Annotated in this window: 22 protein-coding genes; 14 read left to right on the top strand and 8 right to left on the bottom strand. The window is 39.7% G+C overall.

Going from position 1 to position 26,709, the window contains the following annotated elements; genetic code table 11:
* Positions 1 to 8: 8 nt before the first annotated feature.
* Positions 9 to 1,247, top strand: a complete 1,239-nt coding sequence (locus tag AAEU31_RS13635; RefSeq protein WP_421967502.1) for an amidohydrolase family protein — start codon at positions 9 to 11, stop codon at positions 1,245 to 1,247.
* Between the two features lie 57 nt (positions 1,248 to 1,304).
* Here AAEU31_RS13635 and AAEU31_RS13640 read toward each other — a convergent pair whose 3' ends face one another.
* Entirely contained in the window at positions 1,305 to 2,504 is a 1,200-nt protein-coding gene (locus AAEU31_RS13640) for an Nramp family divalent metal transporter (RefSeq protein WP_295507878.1), read from the bottom strand.
* Positions 2,505 to 2,798: 294 nt separating this feature from the next.
* Here AAEU31_RS13640 and AAEU31_RS13645 point away from each other — a divergent pair, with 294 nt between their 5' ends.
* Positions 2,799 to 3,215: an MAPEG family protein gene (locus tag AAEU31_RS13645; protein WP_135924375.1), complete on the top strand. Its 417-nt coding sequence runs from the start codon at positions 2,799 to 2,801 to the stop codon at positions 3,213 to 3,215.
* A gap of 62 nt (positions 3,216 to 3,277) precedes the next feature.
* Here the strand turns inward: AAEU31_RS13645 and AAEU31_RS13650 are convergent, their stop codons facing one another.
* The 3 genes from AAEU31_RS13650 to AAEU31_RS13660 all read right to left on the bottom strand — a co-directional run bounded on the left by AAEU31_RS13650 (position 3,278) and on the right by AAEU31_RS13660 (position 7,124).
* Entirely contained in the window at positions 3,278 to 4,570 is a 1,293-nt protein-coding gene (locus AAEU31_RS13650) for an Ig-like domain-containing protein (protein WP_135924376.1), read from the bottom strand.
* 22 nt (positions 4,571 to 4,592) lie between these two features.
* On the bottom strand, positions 4,593 to 5,105 hold the full coding sequence (locus AAEU31_RS13655) for a putative outer membrane beta-barrel protein (RefSeq protein ID WP_421967503.1): 513 nt from the start codon (positions 5,103 to 5,105) through the stop codon (positions 4,593 to 4,595).
* Between the two features lie 171 nt (positions 5,106 to 5,276).
* Positions 5,277 to 7,124, bottom strand: a complete 1,848-nt coding sequence (locus tag AAEU31_RS13660; RefSeq protein WP_421967504.1) for an ABC transporter ATP-binding protein — start codon at positions 7,122 to 7,124, stop codon at positions 5,277 to 5,279.
* Between the two features lie 159 nt (positions 7,125 to 7,283).
* Between AAEU31_RS13660 and AAEU31_RS13665 the strand changes: the two genes are divergently transcribed.
* The 4 genes from AAEU31_RS13665 to AAEU31_RS13680 all read left to right on the top strand — a co-directional run bounded on the left by AAEU31_RS13665 (position 7,284) and on the right by AAEU31_RS13680 (position 11,058).
* Positions 7,284 to 8,114: an alpha/beta hydrolase gene (locus tag AAEU31_RS13665; protein ID WP_421967505.1), complete on the top strand. Its 831-nt coding sequence runs from the start codon at positions 7,284 to 7,286 to the stop codon at positions 8,112 to 8,114.
* Between the two features lies 1 nt (position 8,115).
* On the top strand, positions 8,116 to 8,514 hold the full coding sequence (locus AAEU31_RS13670) for a VanZ family protein (protein WP_421967506.1): 399 nt from the start codon (positions 8,116 to 8,118) through the stop codon (positions 8,512 to 8,514).
* 61 nt (positions 8,515 to 8,575) lie between these two features.
* A complete protein-coding gene (locus tag AAEU31_RS13675; protein WP_135924380.1) occupies positions 8,576 to 9,478 on the top strand; it encodes a sensor domain-containing diguanylate cyclase in 903 nt (300 codons plus the stop codon).
* A 182-nt stretch (positions 9,479 to 9,660) separates the two neighbouring features.
* Positions 9,661 to 11,058, top strand: coding sequence for a M28 family metallopeptidase (locus AAEU31_RS13680; protein ID WP_421967507.1), 1,398 nt, complete (start codon positions 9,661 to 9,663; stop codon positions 11,056 to 11,058).
* Here the strand turns inward: AAEU31_RS13680 and AAEU31_RS13685 are convergent.
* Positions 11,051 to 13,207, bottom strand: coding sequence for an ATP-binding protein (locus AAEU31_RS13685; RefSeq protein ID WP_421967508.1), 2,157 nt, complete (start codon positions 13,205 to 13,207; stop codon positions 11,051 to 11,053). The two genes, AAEU31_RS13680 and AAEU31_RS13685, sit on opposite strands and share 8 nt — an antisense overlap.
* Before the next feature lie 224 nt (positions 13,208 to 13,431).
* On the opposite strand from AAEU31_RS13685, the gene AAEU31_RS13690 reads away from it, so the two are divergent.
* From AAEU31_RS13690 to gdhA, 3 genes are all read left to right on the top strand, one after another.
* Positions 13,432 to 15,621 (top strand): LruC domain-containing protein, encoded by a 2,190-nt coding sequence (locus tag AAEU31_RS13690; protein ID WP_421967509.1) that lies wholly within the window; start codon positions 13,432 to 13,434, stop codon positions 15,619 to 15,621.
* Between the two features lie 2 nt (positions 15,622 to 15,623).
* A complete protein-coding gene (locus tag AAEU31_RS13695; protein ID WP_199526550.1) occupies positions 15,624 to 16,106 on the top strand; it encodes a hypothetical protein in 483 nt (160 codons plus the stop codon).
* 81 nt (positions 16,107 to 16,187) lie between these two features.
* Positions 16,188 to 17,540, top strand: a complete 1,353-nt coding sequence (gdhA, locus tag AAEU31_RS13700) for an NADP-specific glutamate dehydrogenase (protein ID WP_421967510.1) — start codon at positions 16,188 to 16,190, stop codon at positions 17,538 to 17,540.
* Between the two features lie 153 nt (positions 17,541 to 17,693).
* Here gdhA and AAEU31_RS13705 read toward each other — a convergent pair whose 3' ends face one another.
* The 3 genes from AAEU31_RS13705 to AAEU31_RS13715 form a co-directional block, all read right to left on the bottom strand.
* Complete coding sequence (locus tag AAEU31_RS13705; RefSeq protein ID WP_421967511.1) at positions 17,694 to 19,409, bottom strand: AMP-binding protein; 1,716 nt, start codon at positions 19,407 to 19,409, stop codon at positions 17,694 to 17,696.
* 214 nt (positions 19,410 to 19,623) lie between these two features.
* The gene (locus AAEU31_RS13710; protein ID WP_135924387.1) at positions 19,624 to 20,070 is read right to left on the bottom strand and encodes a DUF3010 family protein; all 447 of its coding nucleotides are present in this window, start codon (positions 20,068 to 20,070) and stop codon (positions 19,624 to 19,626) included.
* 64 nt (positions 20,071 to 20,134) lie between these two features.
* Positions 20,135 to 21,148 (bottom strand): endonuclease/exonuclease/phosphatase family protein, encoded by a 1,014-nt coding sequence (locus AAEU31_RS13715; RefSeq protein ID WP_421967512.1) that lies wholly within the window; start codon positions 21,146 to 21,148, stop codon positions 20,135 to 20,137.
* A 246-nt stretch (positions 21,149 to 21,394) separates the two neighbouring features.
* On the opposite strand from AAEU31_RS13715, the gene thrS reads away from it, so the two are divergent.
* The 5 genes from thrS to AAEU31_RS13740 all read left to right on the top strand — a co-directional run bounded on the left by thrS (position 21,395) and on the right by AAEU31_RS13740 (position 26,708).
* On the top strand, positions 21,395 to 23,305 hold the full coding sequence (gene thrS / locus AAEU31_RS13720; protein WP_135924389.1) for a threonine--tRNA ligase: 1,911 nt from the start codon (positions 21,395 to 21,397) through the stop codon (positions 23,303 to 23,305).
* Positions 23,306 to 23,362: 57 nt separating this feature from the next.
* On the top strand, positions 23,363 to 23,926 hold the full coding sequence (gene infC, locus AAEU31_RS13725) for a translation initiation factor IF-3 (RefSeq protein WP_082389338.1): 564 nt from the start codon (positions 23,363 to 23,365) through the stop codon (positions 23,924 to 23,926).
* A gap of 211 nt (positions 23,927 to 24,137) precedes the next feature.
* Positions 24,138 to 24,338: a 50S ribosomal protein L35 gene (rpmI, locus tag AAEU31_RS13730; protein WP_054554888.1), complete on the top strand. Its 201-nt coding sequence runs from the start codon at positions 24,138 to 24,140 to the stop codon at positions 24,336 to 24,338.
* A 15-nt stretch (positions 24,339 to 24,353) separates the two neighbouring features.
* Positions 24,354 to 24,713: a 50S ribosomal protein L20 gene (gene rplT, locus AAEU31_RS13735; RefSeq protein WP_036968189.1), complete on the top strand. Its 360-nt coding sequence runs from the start codon at positions 24,354 to 24,356 to the stop codon at positions 24,711 to 24,713.
* Positions 24,714 to 24,911: 198 nt separating this feature from the next.
* Positions 24,912 to 26,708, top strand: coding sequence for a M14 family metallopeptidase (locus tag AAEU31_RS13740; protein ID WP_421967513.1), 1,797 nt, complete (start codon positions 24,912 to 24,914; stop codon positions 26,706 to 26,708).
* The last annotated feature ends 1 nt before the right edge of the window (position 26,709 follow it).

Below are 26,709 nucleotides of genomic sequence, written 5' to 3' on the forward strand. Positions count from 1 at the left end.
TAACATTGATGACAAAATTAACTCAATCATTAAAACTGTCTCTCGTTGCTGCTAGCCTGGTCTCGGCAACTGCGAGTGCTGCATCTGTAGCGATTGTTAATGCAACACTGCACACATCAACAGAACAAGGTGTTCTAGAAGGCGCGAGCGTCGTTATTGACGAAGGTAAAATTGTTGCAATCAACCCTGCATCTATTGATGCTGATACAACCATTGATGCAAAAGGTCAAATTGTAACCGCTGGTTTTATTGGCACAATGAATCAATTAGGTTTAGTGGAAGTGGGTGCTGTTGCCGGCTCTCGTGATGGTGGGGATGATAAAGCAGGGATCGATTTCGATCCTAGCCTTGCATTTAACCCGCGTAGTAGCTTAATTCCTTATGCACGTAAAGGCGGCATTACTCAGGATCTAATCGTACCAAACGGTGGTGAAAGTATCTTTGCAGGTCTAGCCTCTGTTGTTGATTTATCTGGTAGCTTTGACAGCATAAATAAAAAGCAAGTTGCACTTGTTGTTCACTTAGGTGAAAAGAGCAAAGGTTCCCGTGCTATGTCGATGAAAACACTTATCGACAAGTTAGAAGGTCAAAAGTCAGCCAAAAAGGATGATAAAAAAGACGACAAAAAAGAGCCTTCGACTGAACAAAAAGTGTTAGATGCAGTGCTAGCTGGTGAAATGCCTCTTATTGCAAGCGTGCAGCGCGCATCAGACATCTATGAACTTGTTAAGTTAAAACAAAGCTATGGCATTAATTTAGTGATTCATGGTGGTGATGATGCGGTTGTTGTGGCTGATACGCTAGCTAAAGCTAATGTACCTGTGATCATCAGTTCAATGGCTAACTTACCGGGTAGCTTTGATTCATTACATGCAAACCTTGCTAACGCAGGTAAGCTTGAAAAGGCCGGTGTAAAAGTCATTATTGGTGTAGCGGGCGATTCTAGCCACAATGTATACCAGTTACGCTTTGATGCGGGTAATGCTGTATCTTATGGTATGAGCCAGCAAGGTGCACTAAGCGCTGTTACAAGTAACATTGCTGATGTATTTGGTTTAAACTCAGGCGCAATTGCGACGGGTAAACGTGCCAACCTTGTAATGTGGTCTGCAGATCCATTTGAGCTTAATTCACACGTCAGTAAAATGTGGATCAACGGTGAAGAGGTTTCAACCGAAGCGCGTCAAGATAAACTACGTGAACGTTATACAACTGATTCAGCGATGCCACGTGCTTATACAAAATAAGCGCACGAGCACTTAGAGAAAAGGCCGCTATTGCGGCCTTTTTTGTATTTAAAGTGTTTATATTACCAAGTTTACAAGCTTATAGAGGCTTAGCCCGAATATCAGCAATAATACAGGCACAATCACAAGGTTAACTAACATCGAGTTAGTATGCTCTTTCATTACAGATTTTTGATTCACTAACCAAACTAGGTAACAAGTAACAATAGGTAATAATAAACCATTGGCAGCTTGCGCGAAGATGATCACCGCAACAGGATCAAGCCCTAGCGATGCGACAAAAGCACCAAAAAGCAAAATAACAATAGCGACAAGCTTAAACCGTGTATCGCTCATTTGTGTTGACCAGCCAAGCATACCACATACCGCATAAGCACCAGCGAGTGGGGCGGTGATGGCACTTGTAAGGCCTGCGGCACACAAACCGATAGCAAAGAAATAATGAGCCATACCCCCAAGCAGAGGCTCAAGTTGCACGGCCATATTAGCAGCTGATATTTTACCTGCGTCAGTCCCGTAAAATGCCACTGAGGCCGTTGATAAAATGGCTAAAGTGATTATGCCACCTAAAGTAATTGAAATACCGGTATCAAGGTTCGTTTCTTTAATAACTTTATCGATGTCTTGTGAGCTATCGTGTTTTTCAGCAAGTACCCCTGAATGTAAAAACAGGTTATAGGGAACGATAGTTGTACCAATTAAGGCAAGCACGGTGGTGAGAGAATCATCAGGTAGACTAGGTATAAAACCCTTCATAACTTGGCCAAGAGGCGGTGCCGCCATTACCAGTGTTGAAATAAACACCAAGCTCATTAAAACAACTAAAACAATCAGTGCAGTTTCAATTACTTTATGTTTACCTGTGTATAATAATGCAGCACTTAATAGCGCAATAAGTGGTGTCCAGATCAATGGGTTTATTGATGGGATAATTTCTTGTAACCCCATACTTGCACCAGTCAAATTTCCCGCCTCGTAAGCTGCACTACCAATACCAATCGCACTGATCACTAATATCGCAGCAAGGGCTTTAAAGATCGGTGTTTGAATAGTGGTTCTAAGTGCAGTTGCTAAATCTTGACCAGTAGCCACACCAAGACGAGCAGCCATTGATTGCAACAAAATAGTCGCTATAACAGAGAATAATAACGTCCAAATAAGAGCAAAGCCAAAATTAGCACCTGCAACACTTGCTGTGGTGATTGTACCTGGGCCAATAAAAGCGGCGGTGACAAGAAGTCCGGGACCTAAACGCATGACAAAACCTTTTATTATTATTTTTAGTGCATTAACAGTTTAAACAAAGCAGATCTTAAGGGTATAGAGAGTATTTGCAAGGGTAAAGTAAAAGAGATGAGTCGTTTAGCGTTAGTGTGTTGAACTTATAACTAACCCACACTGTAATTTTTATACACTTTACGTAGTAATGGCACAGCATGTTTAGCTTTTAAATATGCTTAATTATTATAAATCAGGCAGTTATATTAACTGGAGTATTGGTTGGATTATTGCAAGGTATAAGCATATTTGTTATAAGCAAAAGGAAATAAAATGCCTGAACTTACTTTTTCAGCTTACGCGGCTGTGTATGTTTATCTAATTATGTTGACTATTCAGTGGATAGTTGCGGCTGTAACTAAAGCAAAACAACCCAATGCGGTGCCAGGTAAACTCGACAGTTCCTTGAGTCATGATAGTTTTGTGTTTCGCGCGCATCGCACCTTTATGAATAGCCTAGAGAATAGCCCATTATTTTTAGCCACTGTGTTTTTAGGTTTTTTTCTTAACTTGAATAGCATGGCATTTGCTTTGTGCATCTGGATATATGTAGCTGCGAGGCTTATCCATATGATTCTGTATTATGCGATAGCAACAGAAAAGAACCCAAGTCCACGCAGCTATTTCTTTTTGATTGCAGCAATGGCTAACATGGTGATGTTGGTATTAATAGGCTTACGTTTATTGTAAAAGGGTGGTGAGGTATTGTGATTCAATGCCTCACCTGAGATTTATTTAAATTGACAAAGTCATTATTCGATATTTATTAAAACACTGCTAATTTCTGTGTCATATTGAACAGTGATCAATGCTGTTCCCAATGTATTTGAGGTACTTGTAACTCTGTAGCCGGCTTGAGCTGTGCCCGCATTTACTAATTTAGTCGTTACTAGATTACTGTTATTAATACTCCAATTAGCAAACTCAGTTACATTTAAAGATGATTGATTTGAGCTGTAGTTAGCGAACAATTTGAGTTCAATCGTTCCTAAAGGAGAAATTGAATACTCGCTAGAGCCATCATTAATTTCTAAAGAATCAAGTTCAGCGTCACCTTCAATTTGTACTGTTGTAATCTTTTGCTTAGTACCACAATCGGCTAACAGTTGCGTGGTACCAGGTTTAAGTGCAAGAAAACTAGCTGTCGAATCACTATCGTCAATACTTTTTGGTGTTAAACCAATAAAGTTACTGTTGATTGCAGACCACTTGATACTTGAGCTAATGTCTTCTGTTTGCTCTGAATTGCCATTTTGATATACCGCTTTGGCAGCAAGTTGGATTCGATCTCCAACGCTGATGTTTAACTCACTATCTTGTTCAGAATTAAACGAAACATTAATTTCTTTTAAATTGCTAGGATCTGCAACAACAGATAATTGATCGGTAACATTGCCAATTGCAGCTGTAATTACAGTGCTTTCAACAGCTGCAGCAGATGTATATACAAAGCCTTGCTGATTGATTTTGGCAGTTGTATTTTCATCGACACTTAGATTTATATCTCTCAAGCTATTTAATGCAGTATATCCATCAACGTAGGTTATATCGGCCGATACTCTCGCAGGCGTGCATGTATTGATAGAGCCTGTTGCAGGAATGACTTGTTTTAAATTAATTGATTCTGCCGCCACATCTGCAATAGATATTTGTTTTTCATCACTAATATCATTTATAGTCGTCGCGGATATAGTAATTAACCCTTGGTTCGATGGCGAATTTTTTAGAGCAGTTAACAAGCCATTACTATTGATTTTAGCAATACTCTCGTCACTTGTTTGCCAGGTTATTTCATTGGTTACGTCTCTAGATTCACCATTTGAATCTATACCCGTTACTTTCAATTGATGGGTGTCACCTTCTTTTAAACGAACTTGGTAGTTTTCAATACTAAGTGACTCAATGATAGTGCCTTCTTGGCGTAACTTTTCAAGTTCAACTTCTTTTGCTAACTGAGTTGAGTCAGTTTCAGATCCGCAACCCAAAATAGCGCTAACAATTAAAGAGATACTGAAAAGTTTTGATACGTTCAACTGCGTGTTCATGAAAATCCTTGCGATTAGCTATTTAAAAATGGTAAGTAAGGCCAAGTGTTACACCACTGATTTCTACGTCGTCTCCTTTGAATAAAGATTGGTAGGCTAATCTCACTTGTGTATTTTTGATATAAGGTATCTGCTGGTGAACTGCCACTCCCCATGCAAAGCCATCATAATTATAATTTGTGGGGAGCTTTTCAGATGTTGAATTAACGATCATTTCGTTTTTTGCATAGCCTAATGAAATATCAAGTCCAAAGCCGTTAACCACATCAGATTGCATAACAAAAAAGAGTGCGGCGCTTTTTTCAAGTTCAAACTCTAAATTGTAAATGTTGTCGTCATCACTTGATATTAAGTACTGTGCCTCAAATGCCATATTATTGTTGCTGGCGCCTGCTCTTAAGAAGGTAGCAGTTGGTTTAGCACTTTCACTACTAATTTCAATATCACTGAGCATATAGTCAGCACCTAGATAGTACGTATCTGCTTTAGTCTGAAAACTAGCTGCAAATATAAAAAGCAAAATATACTTTTTCATAATTTAATTTCTTGTGTTTATATTAGGGTCGATACTAGCGTTTAGTATTAGTGGAATCAAGCAGCGTAATTGTTAATTTACATACAACTGGTTGAATTATATTTGAAACTGTAAATAACTAGCTTGCAGATACAAGTACCAGTTAGCTAGTTAAATACAGCAAAAACTTAATTACTCAACACCAATAAAACCACCGGTTTGATGTGACCACAGGGCAGCATAGATGCCACCTTGTGAAATTAATTGTTGGTGAGAACCTTGTTCAACCACGCCACCTTCATCAAGTACAATGAGTCTATCCATTTGTGCAATAGTTGATAAGCGATGCGCAATTGCTATAACCGTTTTACCCGTCATTAAATCGTCTAAGCTGGTTTGAATTGCCGCTTCTACCTCTGAATCAAGGGCACTAGTTGCTTCATCTAATATCAAAATTGGAGCATCTTTTAGAAGGACTCGTGCAATAGCAATACGCTGTCGCTGACCACCTGAAAGCTTCACACCTCGCTCACCGACTTGTGCTGCAAAGCCTTTATTACCTTTGCTATCTTCTAAGTCTTCGATGAACTCAAGTGCCTTAGCTTGCTTTGCAGCAGCGAGCATTTCTTCTTCAGTTGCATCTGGCCTGCCATAAAGAATGTTGTCTTTTACAGAGCGATGTAACAGCGAGGTATCTTGCGTCACCATCGCAATATGTTTACGTAAACTTTCTTGGCTTACATCAGCGATGTTTTGACCATCAATACGGATAGTGCCCGAGTCAACATCATAAAAGCGCAGTAATAAGTTCACTAGGGTCGACTTACCAGCGCCAGAACGACCCACTAAACCAATTTTTTCACCTGGTTTTATATCAAGGTTTAAGCCATTGATAACAGGGCCGCGATGGGTTTCGTTAGCTGCTTTACCATAGTTAAATTGCACATTCTCAAAGCTTATCGACCCTTTATCAACGTTAAGGGTGCTCGCATCTGTTTTATCATCTACTTCAATCGGCGTTGATAGGGTTTTCATACCATCAGCAACAGTACCAATGTTTTCAAACAGGCTACTGATCTCCCACATGATCCATTGTGCCATACCGTTTAATCTAAGAGATAAACTCACTGCAATAGCGATAGCCCCAACACTGATGGCACTAATAGACCACAGATACAATGACAAAGCGGCAATGCTAAATACCAGCAAATAATTAAGAGTATTGATAGAAAAGTTCAAGCTGGTAACTAAACGCATCTGCTTATATACCGGCTGTAAAAACACATCCATGCTGTCTTTTGCGTATTGCTCTTCACGCTGCGTATACGAGAATAATTTTATTGTTGAAATGTTAGTATAACTATCAACCACACGTCCGGTCATTTCTGAACGCGCATCTGCCTGCGAGCTGGCTACTTTTTTGAGTTTGGGCACAAAATACATCTGAATTGCAGCATAAAGGACTAACCAAACTAACAATGGCAGCATCAAACGCCAGTCAGATTCAGCGACTAAAAATACCATGGCACCAAAGTAGACTACGATATACATTAGTACATCGAGCAGTTTCATCACTGACTCACGAACGGCTAATGAGGTCTGCATGACTTTTGTCGCAATACGACCGGCAAATTCATTTTGATAAAAGCTAACACTTTGACGAAGCAAATAACGGTGCGCTAGCCAACGGATAGACATAGGGTAGTTACCCAGTAGCGCTTGATGTAACACTGCTGAGTGAAAAAATACAACTATGGGCAATACTACCAGCAGCACAATTGCCATTTTTGTAAGCTCAGCCTGCTGCTCAACAAAAAGGGTATTAGGGGTGTATTGACCGAGCCAATCAACTAATTGCCCCATATAACTAAAAAGCGAGACTTCTAAAATAGCAAGTGCAGCTGCGCTTAAAGACATCAGTAGCAATGAGAGTTCCATGCCACGGGTATAATGACGACAAAATGCAAATAAGCTATTAGGTGGTTGAGATGGTTGCTCTTTCGGAAACGGATTAGTCATCCGTTCAAATAAACGATACATAGACGACGCTTTTTAAAAATCAAAGTAGCACTACTATATCATTTGAGTGGTTTTTTAGCAGTTCATTTAGCTCAAAAACTCAGATCAAAATCTATCCTCTATTCAGTTATTTACATCTTCTGTGAGAAGTGAAAATATAATAAGAAAAAGGAATTAATTATGAAAAAGTTGCTCTTTACACTTTCGCTAGTTATTAGCTTACCACTTTGTGCCTACCAAACCGAAACCCATACATTTAAGGGTAAACAAACCGCCATTGAGAAACCCGTTACGGTAACGATACCGGATGGCTATCAAGAATCTAATAATTACAATGTTATTTATGTATTACATGGCTATAGCGGCAACCATACTGATTGGACAAAACTAACAGATATCGAAAAACTTGCCGATCAATATAACGTCATTATCGTTAATCCTGATGGAAACTTCGGCTCTTGGTATCTCGATTCTGACATCGACAAAAGTTCGCAATACGAAACTTACATCGCTGAAGATTTAGTCAATTATATAGACACAACCTATTCGACCAATCGGTCTAAAAATGGCCGTGCAATAACAGGTTTATCGATGGGGGGATTTGGTGCTTTGCATATTGCCATTAATAACCAAACTCGTTTTGCCGCAGTATCGGGAATCTCGGCAGGTGTTGATGTAAGACCGTTTAGTGCTGAATTTGGCCTTGCAAAAGTATTGGGTGGCTATGCCGATAATCAAGAAAAGTGGGATAACATTGCCATTATTAATAACTTACATAAAATAGCTGCAGGTAACACAGCATGGAAAAAAGGCGCTGATACTCTCGCTATCATGCTCGATATAGGTGTAGATGACTTCTTTGTAGAGCAAAACCGAGCGCTGCACCAAGCTATGCTTAAGCTGCGAATTCGTCACGATTACATAGAGCGTCCGGGTTCTCACGATTGGCATTACTGGAATAAAGTAATCCCTTATCAGTTTCTGTTTTTAACAACTCATATGGGGCAATAAGATGATGTTGCAACGACTGCTGTTTTTAATGGCGCTAATCTTTTTTGGATTTATTGGTTGGGTAATTTATTTAGCAAATACGGGGCAAAAATCACTGCTTTTTGATTTAGTTGCTGCAATTCCTTATGGCGATAAACTGGGCCATTTTTGCCTGTTTGGTTTGCTGACTTTATTCATTAACCTTGCGTTTAAATTTAAAACTATCAAAGTTGTTGGACATGAAATTTATTTAGCGGTGCTCATTGTTTCCACGTTCGTTGTATTAGAAGAATTTAGTCAATATTTTGTGGCAACGCGTACTTTAGAAGTTTTCGATTTCATTGCAGATTTCTTAGGGATTGCTGTATTTAGCGCAATATCACTTTGGCTTAGTAAAAAGTTATACCCAGTTAAGCCCTAAACTTTCAGTCACTTGCTTGGTTTCGTCTATACTTATTGCAAAGCAAACAATTTAGTCGCGTATGAACCAAGAAACATCGGAATATTTATCTGATATTATCACTCTCTTATTAGATGCTGTTTGTGTTGTAGACTCGAAAGGTACTTTGCTTTTTGCAAATCCAGCCTTTGAGTCTATTTTCGGATACGCACCAGAAGAGGCTATTAATAGACAGATGCTCGACTTTGTTTATCCAGAAGACAGAGCAAAAACAATTCAGGCTATCAACAAAATAGTTTCTAGCAATGATGATCCACGTTTTGAAAATCGTTGGGTAAGAAAAGATGGCAGAATAGTCCATGTTTTGTGGTCAGTTTATTGGTCAAAAGAAAAACAAGTCAGAGTGGCAATCGCTTATGACATTACTGAGCAAAAAAAATTAGAACAAAAATTAATTTATATGGCAGGCCATGACTCACTTACCGATTTACCTAACCGTCATTATCTGACCACACAATTAGAAGAATCTTTGTCAATTGCGAATACCATTTCAACAGTAATAGGCGTGTTATTTATTGATATTGATGGCTTTAAGCAAGTTAATGATATCCATGGTCATGGAGCGGGCGATAAGCTGTTAAAAACAATTGCCATGCGTATTCGCCATGTATTGAAAAAAGGTGACTCAGTAGGCCGTTTAGGTGGAGATGAATTTGTCGTGGTATTGAAAAGCGTTAAGAATAAAAATGACGTGATAGAAGCCGTTGATAAGTTAAAAGCAGAAATCTGTAAACCACTTATCTATAATGATGCAGAGCTTATTTACTCGCCAAGTATTGGTGCTGTGTTATTTCCAGAACATTATGGCGATGCAGAGTATTTAATTCAGTGCGCCGACAAAGCCATGTATAACGCAAAGTACGCGGGTGGCAATCAGGTGGTGTTTTATAATGATACGATGACATTACCAGGTACAAAATCATAGTGTCACTTACAACTGAGCCGTTACCTTCAATTCCTACGATTCTTACTTACTTTAAACTTCACAGCACCTACACAAAAGATAAACCCTGATTATTCAACCTGATAATTTGTTTTCTAACTCATAACTATTGCGTGAAATGAAATATTAGTTAGCCTTGAATGATTCATTGAAGGAGTGAAACTATGTTTAAGCGTAAAATAATAAAAACAACGGGTGCTTTGTTTAGCTCATCGCTGTTATTGGTCTCGGCAGCTCATGCCACAACACCTCAATACAAAGATCAACAAGCTTTGCATGATATTGCAAATGCAGTTTCAAAAACGCGTATAGAACAAGATATACAAACGCTGGTTGATTTTGGTACTCGTCATACTCTCTCTGAGACCAAATCTGATACCCGCGGCATTGGTGCTGCACGACGTTGGATCAAGTCTGAATTTGAGGCAATTTCTAAAGCTTGCGGAAATTGCCTGGAGATTATCGAAGTAAAAGACACTATTTCCGGTGAAAAGCGTATTCCAAACCCGGTAGAGGTTGTCAATATTGTGGCTATTCAGCGCGGCCAAGTTGATGCAAATCGTATGGTTATGATGTCAGGTGATATTGACTCGAGAGTCTCTGATGTAATGGACTATACCTCGGACGCACCCGGTGCAAACGATAATGCATCCGGTGTAGCTGGTGTGCTTGAATCAGCGCGAGTTTTATCGAAGTATAAATTTAATGGCTCAATTGTTTATGCGGCCCTTTCTGGTGAGGAGCAAGGCTTGTTTGGCGGTAAAATTTTAGCTAAATACGCACAAGAGCATAACTGGCGTGTCCATGGCGTTTTAAACAACGACATGATTGGTAACTCAACGGGAATCAATGGTGTAACAGATAATACAACTGCACGTATCTTTTCTGAAGGCACCCGCGTTATCGAAACCAAAGAGCAAGCTCATAAACGCCGTTTTACCGGTGGTGAGGTTGATTCTGCAAGTCGTAACCTTGCGCGTTACATAGATACAATCGCAGACCGCTATATTGAAAACCTAGATACTATGCTGGTATATCGCCTCGATCGTTTTGGCCGAGGAGGGCATCATCGTCCATTTAACGATGTAGGCTTTGCAGCTGTGCGTATTATGGAAACCAACGAAAATTATAACCAACAACACCAAGACTTACGAACTGAAAAAGGTATTACCTACGGTGACACCATTGATCATGTTGATTTTGCCTATGCAGCGAAATTAACGTCACTAAATGCAGTGACGATGGCATCAATGGCATGGGCGCCTGCACCACCAACGGGGGTCAGTATTTCAGGTGCTGTAAAGCCAAGTACAACCTTGGCGTGGCATGAAAGTGATGACCCAACTGTGGTTAGTTATAAAATCTATTGGCGTTATACCAGTGAGCCACAATGGCAATTTAGTCGTGATGTTGGCAAAGTCACCGAAGCAACACTGAAAAATATTGTTATCGATAACTACTATTTTGGGGTCGCTGCTGTGAACAAAGATGGAATTGAATCACCGGTTGTATTTCCTGGTGATGTTGGTGTATTTGAATGGCCAGACAAATCAACTAAATAGCAATCGTTAAATCATAGCGGACACCACCTAGTTCGCTATGGGCTGCCGTTATACGCCAATTATGGGCTTCGACAATTTGTTTTACTATCGCAAGCCCAATCCCTGATCCTGATTGCTTAACTGTATTTAAGTCAGGCACTCTATAAAGGTGGTCAAAAATCTTTGTTAAACTTTCATCGCTCACGCCAGGGGCTGAATCTTCATAGCCGATCAATAGCTGTGTTTGGCTTTGGCTAATCGTTAAATTAATCTTACCGGGCTGATGCGTGTACTTAAGCGAATTACTGATTAAGTTTGCAAATAACTGTGAAAGCCTTGTTGCATCACACTCTAATGTTAATTCATCGGCTATGTTTTGTGTGAATCCCACTTCAAATTGATCCAGCTGGATCACCATATCTGCGTGTAAACTTTGGAAATACTCAGCAGCATTAATTGCTGTTAGCTTGAGCTGAAAACTACTTTGTTCTAAAAGAGAGATTTTATTTAAATCAGCAACTAAGGTCGCCATGTCGGTGATTTTTTGGTTGAGCTTTTCGTAGGTAAGCTCATTAAATTGAGTAAGACCAGCTTGCAGAGTTTCAAGGTGTAAGCGCAACCCTGTTAATGGACAACTTAGTTCGTGGGCAACTTGTGATAATAACTTACTACGTTGGCTGATTTGTTTATCTAGATAATTCCGGCGTTGTTCAATCAGTTGTTTTCTTTGTTTTACTCTTAATAATGCGATGCCCATTACAGCTAAAAGCAAGCTAAATAATAAAATGCTGTATAAGATTGTTTGACGCTGTGAGGCTATGGCTTGGCTTTTTTCATGGTCTTGCAGTTTTAAATTTTGAATGGCCAAATCTCGGTCGCGAATAGCAATTGAGTTTTGTAACTCTGCTAAACGTTGATTGTAGTTGTTATGGGCAAAGTTTTTTTCAAGCTCCGTGATAGTGCGTTGATACGACAATGCTTGTTGATAATCAGCTTGCTGTTGTGCAACTGTAATTAGATGTTCAAGGGCAAGGATCTGCTTTTGCAGCCTATTTTTTTGATTACTTAATTGAAAGGCCTGCTGTGCATAATGTTTAGCTTGTTTAAGCTCAGTCGAGCCAATGTATAGTTTTGCTAATGTCAGTAACACATCAGTATATAAGTGATCGTCTTCTTTCAGTTCAGTGATTACTTGTTTTTCAATTGCTAATGCTTCATCAGCTTTATCAATTTCAAGCAAATTTATCGCAATATTATGCTTGGCCCAAGCGGTATTTCTTGTGCTGTTATAACTAGCAAATACTTGCTGAGCCTCTTGTGCGTATTCAAGTGCTTTAGTGTAATTGTGTAGCCCATATTCGCATTGTGATAACTTAACTAAGCTATGTCCGATATCTGAAAGTGACCCCGTTTGTCTATCAAAACTGAGGGCTGTAATAAATTCGCTCTTTGCTTTTTCGTATTGGCCTAAATCTAAATAACTTTGAGCAATTGAATAGGTTATGCCTGCTTGTAATGAAATAGACGGTGACATCTGCTGAACTAGCTCACGGCGTTTTAGTTTATACTCCAGAGCAAGCGTTAACCGGTCTAACTGCTCAAGATTACGTGAGTAACCATGGTAGAGCATTTCTTTTTGCTTTAAGGTTAATTCGCGATTGTTGTCGTGAATATAAACCTCAAGCAAGTTCAAGGCGGCTTGATACTCACCAGCATTATGATAGGCACTGACAAGGCTCGCCACGGCGTCAATTTCATAATCGCTAAGTTGCAAACGCTGAAATAGCGCGACATTTTGTTGAGATAACGAAATCGCGGTTTCTAAGTCACTTTCTCTGTAGGCCAGTCGTGCTTTAGCAAGATACAACTCGCTGTATATAGGGGAGTCGTTTTTGTATTTTGGGCCTGCTTCAAGCTCATCTATGATAGTTTGCGCCTGCTGAAACTGTCCTAGCTGTATATGAACGTGAATTAATCTAACGTTAAAACTAATTCTTTCTGCAAGGCTTGCAGATTCTACAAGTTGTTTATCGATACTTAATAAATACTCATATCGTTTTTGGTAATCACTGATTGCTCTGGCTTCGTCAATATGGTTTTGCAATGATGATGCAAAAGCACAGTTCATTGATAAGGCAAAATACAGAAAAACAGCGGCTTTAAGTTTCATAGTAGGGTTTATTATTTTTTTAAATCCCAACTAGTCTAGCATGTCATACTTTTAAATGGGAATGATTTGCTTTTATAGTTAAAAGGAGTTGCATTATGCAATTATTCTTCTCGCAACTTGCGAATAATATTGGCTAGATTTTTATAACGCATTGTTAAAAGGCAATTTATTTTTTGGAATGGTTGCTGCTTTAAGTAATTACACACCCAAAGGAGAGTGTAATTATGAAAATTAACATGTTCATTTACTTAACAGCGGCACTTGCTAACGGCTTGGTAAGTGCAGCACCATTTGAGCAGTGTCCAAGTAAAGCATTTTTAATTCAGGGTTCGCCCGCACAGATGTATGGTGTTGATTTAGTATCTGCGAAAACGACAGTGCTTGCAGCAGCAATGGATTTTGCAAGCGAAGCTAATAACGACAGTGTTAATGCGGTGGGTTTTAATTACCAAGACCAATATATGTATGGTTTTAGTAAGCAAGCCCCTAAAAGTGTGGTACGCATAAATAACCAATACATGTTAGAGCGTTTAAATGTAAGCGGCTTACCAGATACGAACTTTTATGTGGGTGATATTTTAGTTGATGAGCAGCAAAACAAGGCTGTGTATTACTTATATCATCCGCGCTTTGGCCTTTACGCCATTAATTTAACAGCACAAAATGAACAATACCAAGCTGAATTAATTCCAGGCTCTGCTAACTGGAATCTCTCTATTTATGACTTTGCATTTCATCCGCACAGTACTCTTCTTTACGCTGTTGAATCAAATGGCGACTTATATGAGATCAACGTTGAAAATGGTGGCCCTGTTTTTATTACAAATCTCGACATTGCAGGTGATACAGGCGCCAATGGTGCAGCTTACTTTGATTTGCAAGGACAGTTTTATTTTAGTAACAATCGAAGCGGTAAAGTCCATAGGGTTAATTTAAACATCAGCCCTGTGTCGGGTTATACACCAACTGCGTCTGTGTTTACGTTGGGCCCTACATCTAACCAAAATGATGGGGCACGTTGTGCTATAGCAGAGGTAAAAGTTACAGATAACTCGATTGATTTTGGTGATGCGCCTAGACCTTATCAAACAACGTTAGAAGATAGCGGTGCAAGACACTTGTTCGATCCTAATGAAGACCAATCTAACCTTGTTTATCTCGGCGCAAGTGTTGATGGAGAAAACCTAAACACTGCCAGTGATCTTCTCCAGTCATCAGTAGATAGCTCTGACGATGGGGTCAAGTTTGTGACTGATTTTGTTGCCGGCTCAACAAGCCAAATTATTGTCACATCACCAAATGATAATGGCTATTTATATGCTTGGTTTGATTGGGACCAAAATTACCAGTTTGATGCAGACGAAATCACAGTGAGTAAATATCGCCTTAATCAAGGGGATAACAGTGTTCTTGTTGATGTACCAAATAATGCTGTTATGGGGGCAACATGGGCACGTTTTCGGGTTACAGACGGTAGCGAAGCAAATCCAATAACTGCAACAGGTGGGGTTACAGGCGGAGAAGTTGAAGACTATCCCATTAATACCTACGGTAGTCTTGCTTACCCAAGTGAGAATGGCTGGGTAACTCTGGCTTATGAAGACCAATGGCCCTTCGCTGGTGATTATGACTTTAATGATTTGGTTATGAATTACCGTACAAAGTTGATTGATAAAGATGGACAAGCGCTTGGTTATAAAATTGAAGGAGATCTTGTAGGAATAGGTGCTACTTTTCATAACGGGTTTGCAGTTCGCCTTTATCAATCTAGCGCCAGTGGTATAAACAAACGCATTTTACGCAGTCAAATAGACCAAGCATCAATCAGTTTAATCATTAATGGCGAACAGCAAACACATACGATCCTTGAAGAAGGAACAGAAGACGCAATTTTTATTGTGATGCCAGACACATGGGCCTATGCAAGTAAAGATTCTAGCTGTAGTTTTTTCAGAACAGAAGCGGGTTGTAACATTAATAATAAAGTTAGCTTCACTTTGAGTGTGTCATTAAATACTTATATAGCGAGTGTTGATGCACCTAAATATACACTGGACCCATTTATTTTTGCGGCAGAAGGTCATTATCACGGTACTTTTTTAGATGGCTTGAATCCTCGCGGATGGGAAGTGCATATTAAAAACCAACCGCCGACAGAAAAATTTAATCAAAGCTTGTTTTCTTTAGTAGGCAGTGATGATGCAACTAATACTCAGTTTGGGTATTACTTCCAAACGCCATCTGGATTACCTTGGGCCATTGAAGTGGGGTCATCATGGGCGCACCCAAAAGAAAGTGTTGATATAACCCAAGCCTATAGTGAGTTCCAAACATTTGCTGAATCTGATGGCAGAGAAAGTCCAATGTGGTTTAACAATGCAACAACATCTAAAGTGATTTCGGGAGCACAGTAGCCATGAAACATCTATTAATTACAATGATTTGTTTAATTCTTACAGCGTGTGGTGGTGGCGGTGAAGGTGATGCTGTTAATGAAAACTCAAATACTTTGGCAACATCGGCAACAACCGCCACTACAGAAAACGAAACAGCAACTGAAACAACAGTACAAACGGATACAATGACTGATTTAACTATTTCTCCAACGTTTGATTTGTCTAGTAAAGTGTTACTTTATGTTGATGTTGATATAAATATGGGCAATCCACGTGCGTATATAAATATCTGCCTTAAAGGTGAGGATAACAAAGCGGATTACTCCGAATGTTTGTTACGCTCTTCACTTGTCGAGAGTAAGTTGAATTCGGATATTATGCTTGCAAACTCAGCGGTTGAGCTAGTGGCTGAGATATGGTTTTACGATGGCCAGCATGAACCAATGCGCTATTTTTGGCACTTTGATGCTTCGCAAGAGTCTCAACGGTTTGCGATTCGTTAAACTAAGTGATCGTTTAAGGCTGTTTAGAAGTTTAATAGTAATTAGGTGAATACAATATTTTCAATAGCTTGAGGAGTTAATATGCAATATCTACAAGATGTACTTAACCAAGTAAAGGAAGCAAATGCAAACGAACCTGAGTTTTTCCAAGCTGTTGAAGAGGTATTTCACTCGCTAGAACAGGTTGTGCAAACCGGGTCCGATTTTCAAAAACAGGCAATATTAGAGCGATTAGTTGAACCTGAAAGGCAAATTATTTTTCGAGTACCTTGGCATGATGATAAGGGCAATCTTAGAGTAAACCGTGGGTATCGAGTCGAATTTAGTTCATCACTTGGCCCCTACAAAGGCGGTTTGCGATTTCATCCAAGCGTGAATCTGAGTGTCATTAAGTTCTTAGGTTTTGAGCAAGTTCTTAAAAATGCCCTAACAGGGTTACCTTTAGGTGGAGCGAAGGGTGGCTCAGACTTTGATCCTAAAGGTAAAAGCGACAATGAGATCATGCGCTTTTGTCAGTCATTTATGACTGAGCTTTACCGTCACATTGGCGAAAATACAGATGTTCCAGCCGGTGATATCGGAGTTGCTGGTCGGGAGATTGGTTACTTATTTGGCCAGTACAAACGAATCACCAATCAGTTTCAAGGTGTGCTGACAGGCAAACCCGAAATAATGGCGGGATCTGCTTTGCGAACAGAAGCGACTGGTTACGGAGTAGCGTATTTTTTAAGTGCTATGCTTGATGCCAAAAATGACTCATTACGTGGTAAACGTTGTTTAGTATCAGGCGCTGGTAATGTGGCGCTCTATTTAATGGAAAAACTAGCGCAGCATGACGCGGTTGTACTTACCTGTAGTGATTCGCAAGGTACCCTATATTGCAAAGAGGGATTAGATGTTGAGTTAGTCAAACACCTAAAACAAGAAAAAGGTGCGAAGCTTCGTGATTATTTAAATGAACACCCAGATGCTGAATTTACCCCTGTAAATCAGTACCCGAGTGATGCCCATCAAGTGTGGCAATATGAGGCTGATATTGCTTTGCCATGTGCAACACAGAACGAAATAACTCAAAAGGATGCAGAGGCACTTGTTTCAAACGGCTGTATGACCGTGTGTGAGGGCGCTAACATGCCAACGACTGCAGACGCACTTGCTGTCTTTAAAGAGCATGATGTTTACCTAGGGCCGAGTAAGGCTGCAAACGCTGGTGGAGTTGCGACCAGCCAATTTGAAATGGCTCAGAATGCCAGTATGCAGAAATGGCGCCCACAGCAGGTCGATGAAAAACTTCAACAAGTTATGAAAGAAATTTTTGATCGAGTATCATCAACTGCAAAACAATACGACCATGAAGGTGATTTATTGTTAGGGGCTAATGTTTCAGGGTTTGAACGTGTTTCACAGGCTATGATCAAACAAGGCGCTGTTTGATATCACACACTGCTAGCGCAAACCTTAAAATAGTTAACTATCATAACTCCACCAAATAGTCGGTTGGGCGTTAGAGCTCAATAGTACTGCAAATAAGTTAAATTGAATTAAACGAGTTAAAGCTCAGCATGGCTGAGCTTTAATACTGGATGCTTACGAAAATGCGTTTTCTTTAAGAAGCTCTTGCATTTGCTCGCGCATTTTAAATTTCTGTAATTTACCAGTTACAGTCATAGGGTATTCTTCAACGAAGCGAATATGCTTCGGTACTTTAAAATAGGCAAGCTTATCTTGTAGGAAATCACGTATAGCATTTTCATCAAGCACTGCGTCATCTTTAGGTTGGATCCACGCACAAACTTCTTCTCCATACTTTTCATCACTTATACCAAAAATAGCGGCATCTTGAATACCCGGGTAACTATAAAGCACTTCTTCTATTTCGCGAGGGTATATATTCTCACCGCCGCGGATGATCATATCTTTAATACGACCAACAATAGCAACAAAGCCTTCTTCATCCATTACACCTAAATCACCGGAGTGTAACCAACCTTCGTTATCTATGGTGGCATTGGTTTTCTCTTCATCATTCCAATAACATCGCATAATGCCTGCACCACGGCTGCAAACTTCACCAGGAACACCGATTTGTTGAATATCCCCAACTTCATTAATAATTTTAACTTCTGTATGTGCTAGTGCACGCCCTACAGTCGTCACTTGCTTTTCAAGAGGTGAGTCAGTTTCAGTTACATTGTTGATAGGGCTACACTCAGTTTGACCATAGCCTATTACTACTTCTTGCATATGCATTAATGAGTGAACTTTACGCATCACTTGTTCTGGACATGTCGAACCGGCCATGACGCCTGTTCGTAAGCTTGAAAGGTCATAACTGCTAAACTCTTTTAGTTCAAGTTCAGCGATAAACATGGTAGGAACACCATGTAAACCCGTGCAGCGCTCTTTTTCTACCACCTCTAGGGTTGTTTTAGGGTCAAAAGAATCTCCTGGGAAAACAGCTGTAGCCCCTTTACTTATACAAACCAAGTTGCCTAGTACCATACCAAAGCAATGGTACAAGGGCACGGGGATACACAACTTATCTTGATGAGTAAGCTTCATCGCTTCGGCCATTAAAAAGCCATTATTTAGAATGTTCTTATGGGATAAAGTGGCTCCCTTGGGGTTACCCGTGGTACCTGAAGTAAATTGAATATTGATATCCTGATCGCAATGCAAAGTGGCAGCGATAGCATCAAGCTCAAGTTTATGGGCTTCAGTAGGGCGTTCCATTACATCAGTAAAGCTATACATACCAGGAGATTTTTTGTCGCCAATTCGAATAATATTTTTTAAATGCGGTAATTTTTTTAGGTTTAATCCATCTGCAGGTAAATGGCTTAATTCAGGTGCAAGTTCATTAAGCATTTCAATATAGTTACTAGACTTAAATTGACTTGCAGTGATCAACGTTGAACATTCAACACTATTTAACGCGTACTCTAATTCACTCGGACGGTAAGCGGGGTTAATACAGACCATAATGGCACCAATTTTCGCTGTTGCGAATTGGGTTAGACACCACTCAATATTATTTGGTGACCAAATACCAACTCTGTCTCCCGGTTTAACCCCTAATGATAATAACCCCATTGCTAATTGGTTAATTTGTTGTTGGTATTCTTTGTAGGTAAGACGAATATGTTGATGATGAACCACAATAGCAGGGTGGTTAGGGTAATTGTCGACAATATCATCAAGGTACTGACCAATAGTCTGTTCGATTAAGGGTACATCGGTGCAACCTTTAAAATAGCTTTTCGAAAGTGGAAGATTATTGTTTGGTGTGTTCTTTGTCTGCATTGTTTTCTCCGTGTCCGGCTAGTTAGTTGTCATGGACTTGATGCAATGCGTAATGAGGTAATCAAAAACTTGAGTCTCAAAACGTGCGTTCGTATCTAACTAAACACAGATTGTCGACAAAGAAAAGTTTTTTAAGACTAATGTATATGTTGGTTTTTTATGGGTAATACTTAATGGGTAATAAAAAACGTGCCGTAGCACGTTTTATTGGAAGTTATTGTTCGTCTTGTTTGTAGGTTTTGCGCATAAGGTAAACGTAGGCGCTAATAAAAGCATTTTCTTGAAATTTCTTTAACCCAGTATCTTCGAAATCAATAGGAATTGGATTACGTTTAAGTTGCTCTTTAATTGTCGTTGCACTAAAAATTTGCACATCTAACTCGTCAATAAGCTGAATAGCAGTTTCCATTTTAAACCCTTTAGCACTGCCAGCAAATTTCCCTTTTGGTTGACGCTCTTTAATTGCAACAGAGTCAATTTGGTAATCTTGCATCAACTTCCTAAAATCAAACTGAAACTTACGCATTACTTCGGTGTCATTGCCATCACCTAAAGTGAAGCGTGTTTGTCTGACATCACGGATATCAAATACGTCATTGTCTTTGGTTAAAATACACAGTAGTACATCACTACCCGTAATTTCTACACCGCATGTTCTCATGGTCATTCTCTAAATAACTTAATTTGCGCAATTATAGCAAGTAACGTCATGAAAAACAGTTGCTTTAAAAATGAATTTTTATAGCAATTGCGCTGTGGTCACTGACACTGATGTCTTCAGTTGATTGTGTAGGGTTTAAATGCGCTGCATAGCTTTCATATTCCAGCAGTTTAACCTTAGACATCTGGCAGTCAGGATTAAAGTGAGCAGAGGCCAATATATAATCAAGTACATTCCCTTTGCCATGAAAGTAATGACTAAACGGTTTTTCTTGTTGCTGATGAAATGCTGCACTGAACTCATAGCTATCTGTTAACCCAACAACGGGTTCATTGTGCTCAATGCAAGGTTCACAGCGGGTAGGGTGAAAGCCTTGTGTCATAAACGAAAGGGTTGGGCTGGTAAGTGAATCATTAAAATCCCCCATTACTAGCGTGGCGCATTGCTTTTCTCGTTGAGTTTTTAAGGCATCATAGTAAACAATCGATGCCTCTAGCGAACGAGATATCTGTGATTGCATTGCCCCAACTGTTTGATGTAGTAGTTGTAAAAGTGGATCTTCAAGATTATGAATATTTAATATATGTGCCATAGACTGCACACGTTGTGATTTAAAATGCACAACATAACAGCATACATCGCCAAACTCAGGGAATGAAAACAAGCATTTTATTGGAGTACGGTTAAATTTAAATTCATTTTGATTATTTAAGTACTCAAGCATCTCTGGGCATGGGCTTAATGCTTCAGCTTTTTTAAATGGAAACTTACTGGCGATTGCAACAATTGGGTTAAATAAAACTTGTGGGTATAGGGCATCTTGAGAAGGAGAATCCACAGTTTTAAAATAGTCGTAGCCCGCTTCTTTGCACTGTATCTCTAAAGCATGAGCGCTAAACACTTCTTGAAAAGCAACAACATCGGCGTTTGTAGTTGATAAAAAGTTAGCGACAAATTGTTGTTTTTGTTGCCATTGAGTATTGTTGTAACGCTCGTGTAACTGATAAAAGGAATAGGGCGGCGCAGTATAATTTAGCAAGTTTAACGTAGCAAACTTGAGCGTATGCATGTGTGGCATTATGGTAACCTTCGAAGTACAGACCTCCTAATTATGAAATGAGTTAAGTAATTGTCAATTTGCTCGCATAACTACTTGTATTTAAGTGCTTGAGCAGCGACAATGGCCGCTTGTATTTGCGAAGACTCAGTAAATACATGCTTAATTAGCAATGCTTATTCGTAAAAGCGTTGCAGAGTTATTCAATTTTTTAAAAAATACTACATGTGATGCATTGTAGGCATCACCACTGTATAAGGATTTATAATGCCAGTTATTACCCTCCCTGACGGCAGTCAGCGTAGTTTTGAAAACCCAGTAAGTACTTATGATGTTGCAAGCGATATCGGTCCAGGTTTAGCTAAAGCAACCATCGCTGGACGTGTTAATGGCACACGTGTAGATGCATGTGACTTAATTACTGAAGATGCGCGTTTAGAAATTATCACAGCAAAAGATGAAGACGGCTTAGAGATTATTCGTCACTCTTGTGCGCACCTTATTGGTCATGCAGTTAAGCAACTTTTCCCTGAAGCGAAAATGGCTATCGGTCCAACCATTGATAACGGTTTTTACTACGATATCGATATGGATCATTCTTTAAGCCAAGATGATTTAGATGCAATTGAAAAGCGTATGCTTGAACTTGCTAAAACAAACTACGATGTGGTTAAAAAGACCGTAAGCTGGCAAGAAGCGCGTGATACATTTGAAGCACGCGGTGAAACTTACAAGATGGAAATCCTAGACGAGAACATTGCAAAAGATGACCGTCCTGGTTTATACCATCACGAAGAATACATCGACATGTGTCGTGGTCCACACGTACCAAACATGAAATTCTGCCAACATTTCAAAATCATGAAAGTGGCAGGTGCATATTGGCGCGGTGATTCAGAAAACAAAATGCTGCAACGTATTTACGGAACAGCATGGGCGGATAAAAAGCAACTTAAAGCATATTTAAAACGCTTAGAAGAAGCTGAAAAGCGTGACCACCGTCGTATTGGTAAAGCACTTGACTTATGGCACTGGCAAGAAGAAGCGCCAGGTATGGTGTTTTGGCATAACGATGGCTGGAGCATTTACCGTGAGCTAGAAGACTTCGTTCGTGAAAAACTACGTGAGTATGATTACGAAGAAGTAAAAGGCCCATTGATGATGGACCGTGGTTTATGGGAAAAATCAGGCCACTGGGATAAATACGCAGATGCAATGTTCACAACTGAATCTGAAAAGCGTGAATATGCAATTAAACCAATGAACTGCCCAGGTCACGTACAAATCTTTAATCAAGGTTTAAAATCGTACCGTGATCTACCATTACGTATGGCTGAGTTTGGTTGTTGTCATCGTAATGAACCATCAGGCGCTTTACACGGTTTAATGCGTGTACGTGGCTTTACCCAAGATGATGCACATATCTTCTGTACAGAAGAGCAAATCATGGATGAAGTATCATCATGTATCAAAATGGTTTACGATACATACGAAACGTTTGGTTTTGAGAAGATTGTTGTAAAACTATCAACTCGTCCAGAAAAACGTATCGGTGAAGACGCAATGTGGGATAAAGCTGAGTTAGCGTTAGCCGATGCATTAAAAGCAAACAACATTGAATTTGATTACCTACCAGGTGAAGGCGCATTCTATGGCCCTAAAATCGAATTCACGCTTTATGATTGCTTAGACCGCGCTTGGCAATGTGGTACTGTACAGCTAGACTTTGCATTACCAGGCCGTTTAGGTGCGACTTATGTTGCAGAAAACAACGAACGTCGTACACCAGTGATGATTCACCGTGCTATATTAGGCTCGATTGAGCGTTTTATCGGCATTCTAACTGAAGAATACGCTGGATTGTTCCCAACATGGCTTGCACCAAAGCAAGTTGTGATTATGAACATCACCGATAAACAAGCTGATTATGTGCAAGAAATTGTACAAAAATTAAATAAACTTGGAATTAGAGCCGCTGCTGACTTGAGAAATGAGAAGATTGGCTTTAAAATTCGTGAACATACGTTAAAACGTATTCCATATTTACTTGTTGTTGGCGATAAAGAAGTTGAACAACAAGAAGTAGCAGTACGCACTCGCACAGGTGAAGACCTAGGCAAATTTAGTGTTGATGATTTCATTGCAAAAGTAAGTGAAGAAATTAAAAATCGACAATAAATCATGAGCGTGTAGGGCAAAACAAACAGCCAACTACACGCTTTTTATTTTATATTCTTGGAGGATCGTACCATTAGAGGCGGCAAGAAAGGGCAACAAACAGCTCAAAAAAATCGTATCAACGAAGATATTACAGCTAAAGAAGTTCGTTTAATTGGCATCGACGGCGAGCAAGCTGGCATCGTGTCATTAAAAGAGGCGCAAGCTATCGCTGATGATGCGGGTGTAGATCTTGTAGAAATCAGTCCTAATGCTGAGCCACCTGTTTGTAAGGTTATGGACTACGGTAAGTTCATCTTTGAAAAAAGCAAAGAACTAAAAGAACAAAAGAAAAAGCAAAAGCAGATCCAGGTTAAAGAAATCAAGTTCCGTCCAGGTACGGATGAAGGTGACTACCAGGTTAAGCTTCGCAACTTGCGTAAGTTCTTAGAAGCGGGTGATAAAGCTAAAATCACCATCCGTTTCCGTGGTCGTGAAATGGCTCACCAAGAAATTGGTATTGAATTATTAAACCGTGTTAAAGCCGATTTAGAAGATGTTTCACAAGTTGAATCATTCCCTAATCGTGTTGAAGGTCGTCAAATGGTTATGATGATGGCCCCTATTGCTAAAAAGCAATAAACAGGTTATATTACGCACCGATTTTATTTCAGGTCTGCAAGTAACAGTTTACTGTTCACCTGAAATAACCGGTTTAAAGTAAGGTTGCAAAGCAATAGCAATGAACCTTCACCGGATTATGGCAGTAAGTTAGGCCTTATAAAGTAGAGCTATTTTATATATCTCTCGCCTGCTTGCTAATGTTTTAAGCAATACATTTGGAGTTATTGCAATGGCTTATAAGCTAAAAACTCACAGAGGCGCGGCTAAGCGTTTCAAGAAAACTGCTTCAGGCGGTTTCAAGCGTAAACAAGCGCATCTTCGTCACATTCTGACTAAGAAAACTTCTAAGCGTAAATTACACTTACGTCCTAAGATGATGGTTCATAAGAATGACCATGGTCTAGTTTCACGTATGTTACCATTCGCTTAATAGGAGTCTTCAGAAATGGCAAGAGTTAAACGCGGTGTTATCGCACGTGCACGTCACAAAAAAGTTTTAAAACAAGCTAAAGGTTACTACGGAGCACGTTCACGTGTTTACCGCGTAGCTTTCCAGGCAGTTACTAAAGCGGGTCAATACGCTTACCGTGACCGTCGTGCTAAGAAACGTACTTTCCGTCAACTTTGGATTGCACGTATCAATGCAGCAGCTCGTCAAAACGGTCTTTCATACAGCCGTTTTATCAATGGTCTTAAAAAGACATCTGTAGAAATCGATCGTAAGATCCTTGCAGATATCGCTGTTTACGACCAAGTTGCATTCGCAGCGCTTGTTGCAAAAGCAAAAGAAGGCCTAGCGGCTTAATTTCGCTTTTAATACAGTTTAAAAAGGAGCCTAGTGCTCCTTTTTTTGATCCTGAAAATCACTCGTTACTTCATTATAGATGCTAGCTAGCATGTCATTTGCTCCATTTTTTTGTTGAATCACCGCAGTTTACGCAATCCATAATAATTAGTTGGTATAATTTCAGGTATTAGAATAAGTTCTGCACTTGAGAGTGATATGTTTGCGAGTTTAGTGTTTTTATCTGCTGTAGTAACGTTAGACAGCCACTTACCCCCATTAATGCCATGGCACGGAAACAGTGTGTCATTACTACAAGAAAAAGGGCCATTAACGACAGAGTTCGAGTTAAGTGATGGTACTTTGTCTCCTAATTATGATGAGACAATGGCATTTGTTGACCGTTTAGTTGCAGCTAACCCAACTCAATTTAAATTAAAGACCATCGCTACTAGTAGTGCAGGTCGTGCAGTGAAAATGTTAGTCGCAAATGAGCAGGGGTTATTTGATGCAGAGCAGCTAGTTGCAGACACTAAACCTACGATTTTTATTCAAGCGGGCATTCATAGTGGCGAGATTGACGGCAAAGATGCCATGTTTATGCTGCTACGCGATATTGCCACGGGTAAACGTCGCGATATCTTGAGCAAAGTTAATATTCTATTTATACCGATTTTAAACGTAGACGGTCACGAGCGTAGTAGCCAATATAATCGTATTAATCAGCGTGGCCCAGTAGAAATGGGTTTTAGAACAAACGGTCTAAATTTAAACTTGAATCGTGATTACACAAAGCTTGATACTCCAGAAGTTCGTGGTGTGATGAAGGTGATCAATCAGTTTAAGCCAGATTTATATGTTGATGTTCATGTAACCGATGGTGCTGATTATCAATACGATGTCACGTATGGCTATAACCCTGTATTTTCAAGTGAATCACCAAGTGTATCTGAGGCATTAGATAATTTGTTTAAGCCTGTAATAGATGCGAAGCTTGAAAAGGCAGGGCACATACCAGGACCTCTTGTGTTTGTGATGGATAAGCGCGAATTTAAGAAAGGGCTAGCTGGCTGGGTTGCCACACCACGCTTTTCAAATGGTTGGGGTGACTTGCGTTCATTACCGACGATTTTGGTTGAGAACCATTCATTAAAGCCCTATAAGCAGCGTGTATTAGGTACTTATGTTTTCATTGATGGTGCAATTGATGCCTTAGCTGCAAACGATAAAGCACTAAATGAAGCGGTTAGAAAAGAGCTTGATTTCAAACCAACGCAATTAGTTGTTGAACGTGGATATGCAAAACAACCAGACACTATTGAATTTAAAGGAATTGCGTACAGTCGTTCTGAAAGTGCTCTTTCTGGTCAATCTGAGGTCAAGTATTTAGGTCAGCCTAAAGACTATGACGCGTTACCTATTTTTTGGCAAAAAGAAGTTAAAAAGACTGTTAATGTGCCAAGCGCGTTTTACATTCCACCTGCGTACAGTCACATTATTGAAAAGTTAAACTTGCATGGTATTAGGGTTGATAAAGTTACTGAAAACGTATCTGTACCGTTAACTCAAGCAATTGTGAAAGATTACAGCTTTGCCAAAGCGCCTTTTGAGGGACGTTTTAGGGTTGATGCTAGCTTTGATTATACCAAAGTAGACAACCTAAATATGTTAGGTTGGTATAAAGTATCGACTGAGCAACCATACTCTGAACTTGCTACTCACTTACTGCACCCAGAAGCGCCAGATTCATTCTTTGCTTGGGGAGACTTCAATACTATTTTTCAGCGGACTGAGTATGTTGAAAATTATGCATTGATGCCTTACGCAAGACAGATGCTTAAAGAAAAGCCTGCCTTGGCGTTGGAGTTTGACCAAAAAATACGTGAGGACAAGCAGTTTGCAAATGACCCACAAGCGCGCCTAGATTGGCTTTATGAGCGTACGCCATTTTATGATCAAGCTTATTTAAAATACCCAATTCTTATGAGCTTTGAGCAATCTGAACAAGGACAGTAAT

Origin of the sequence: Pseudoalteromonas thalassia (assembly GCF_049257215.1) — a bacterium.
Taxonomy (GTDB): domain Bacteria; phylum Pseudomonadota; class Gammaproteobacteria; order Enterobacterales; family Alteromonadaceae; genus Pseudoalteromonas; species Pseudoalteromonas lipolytica_C.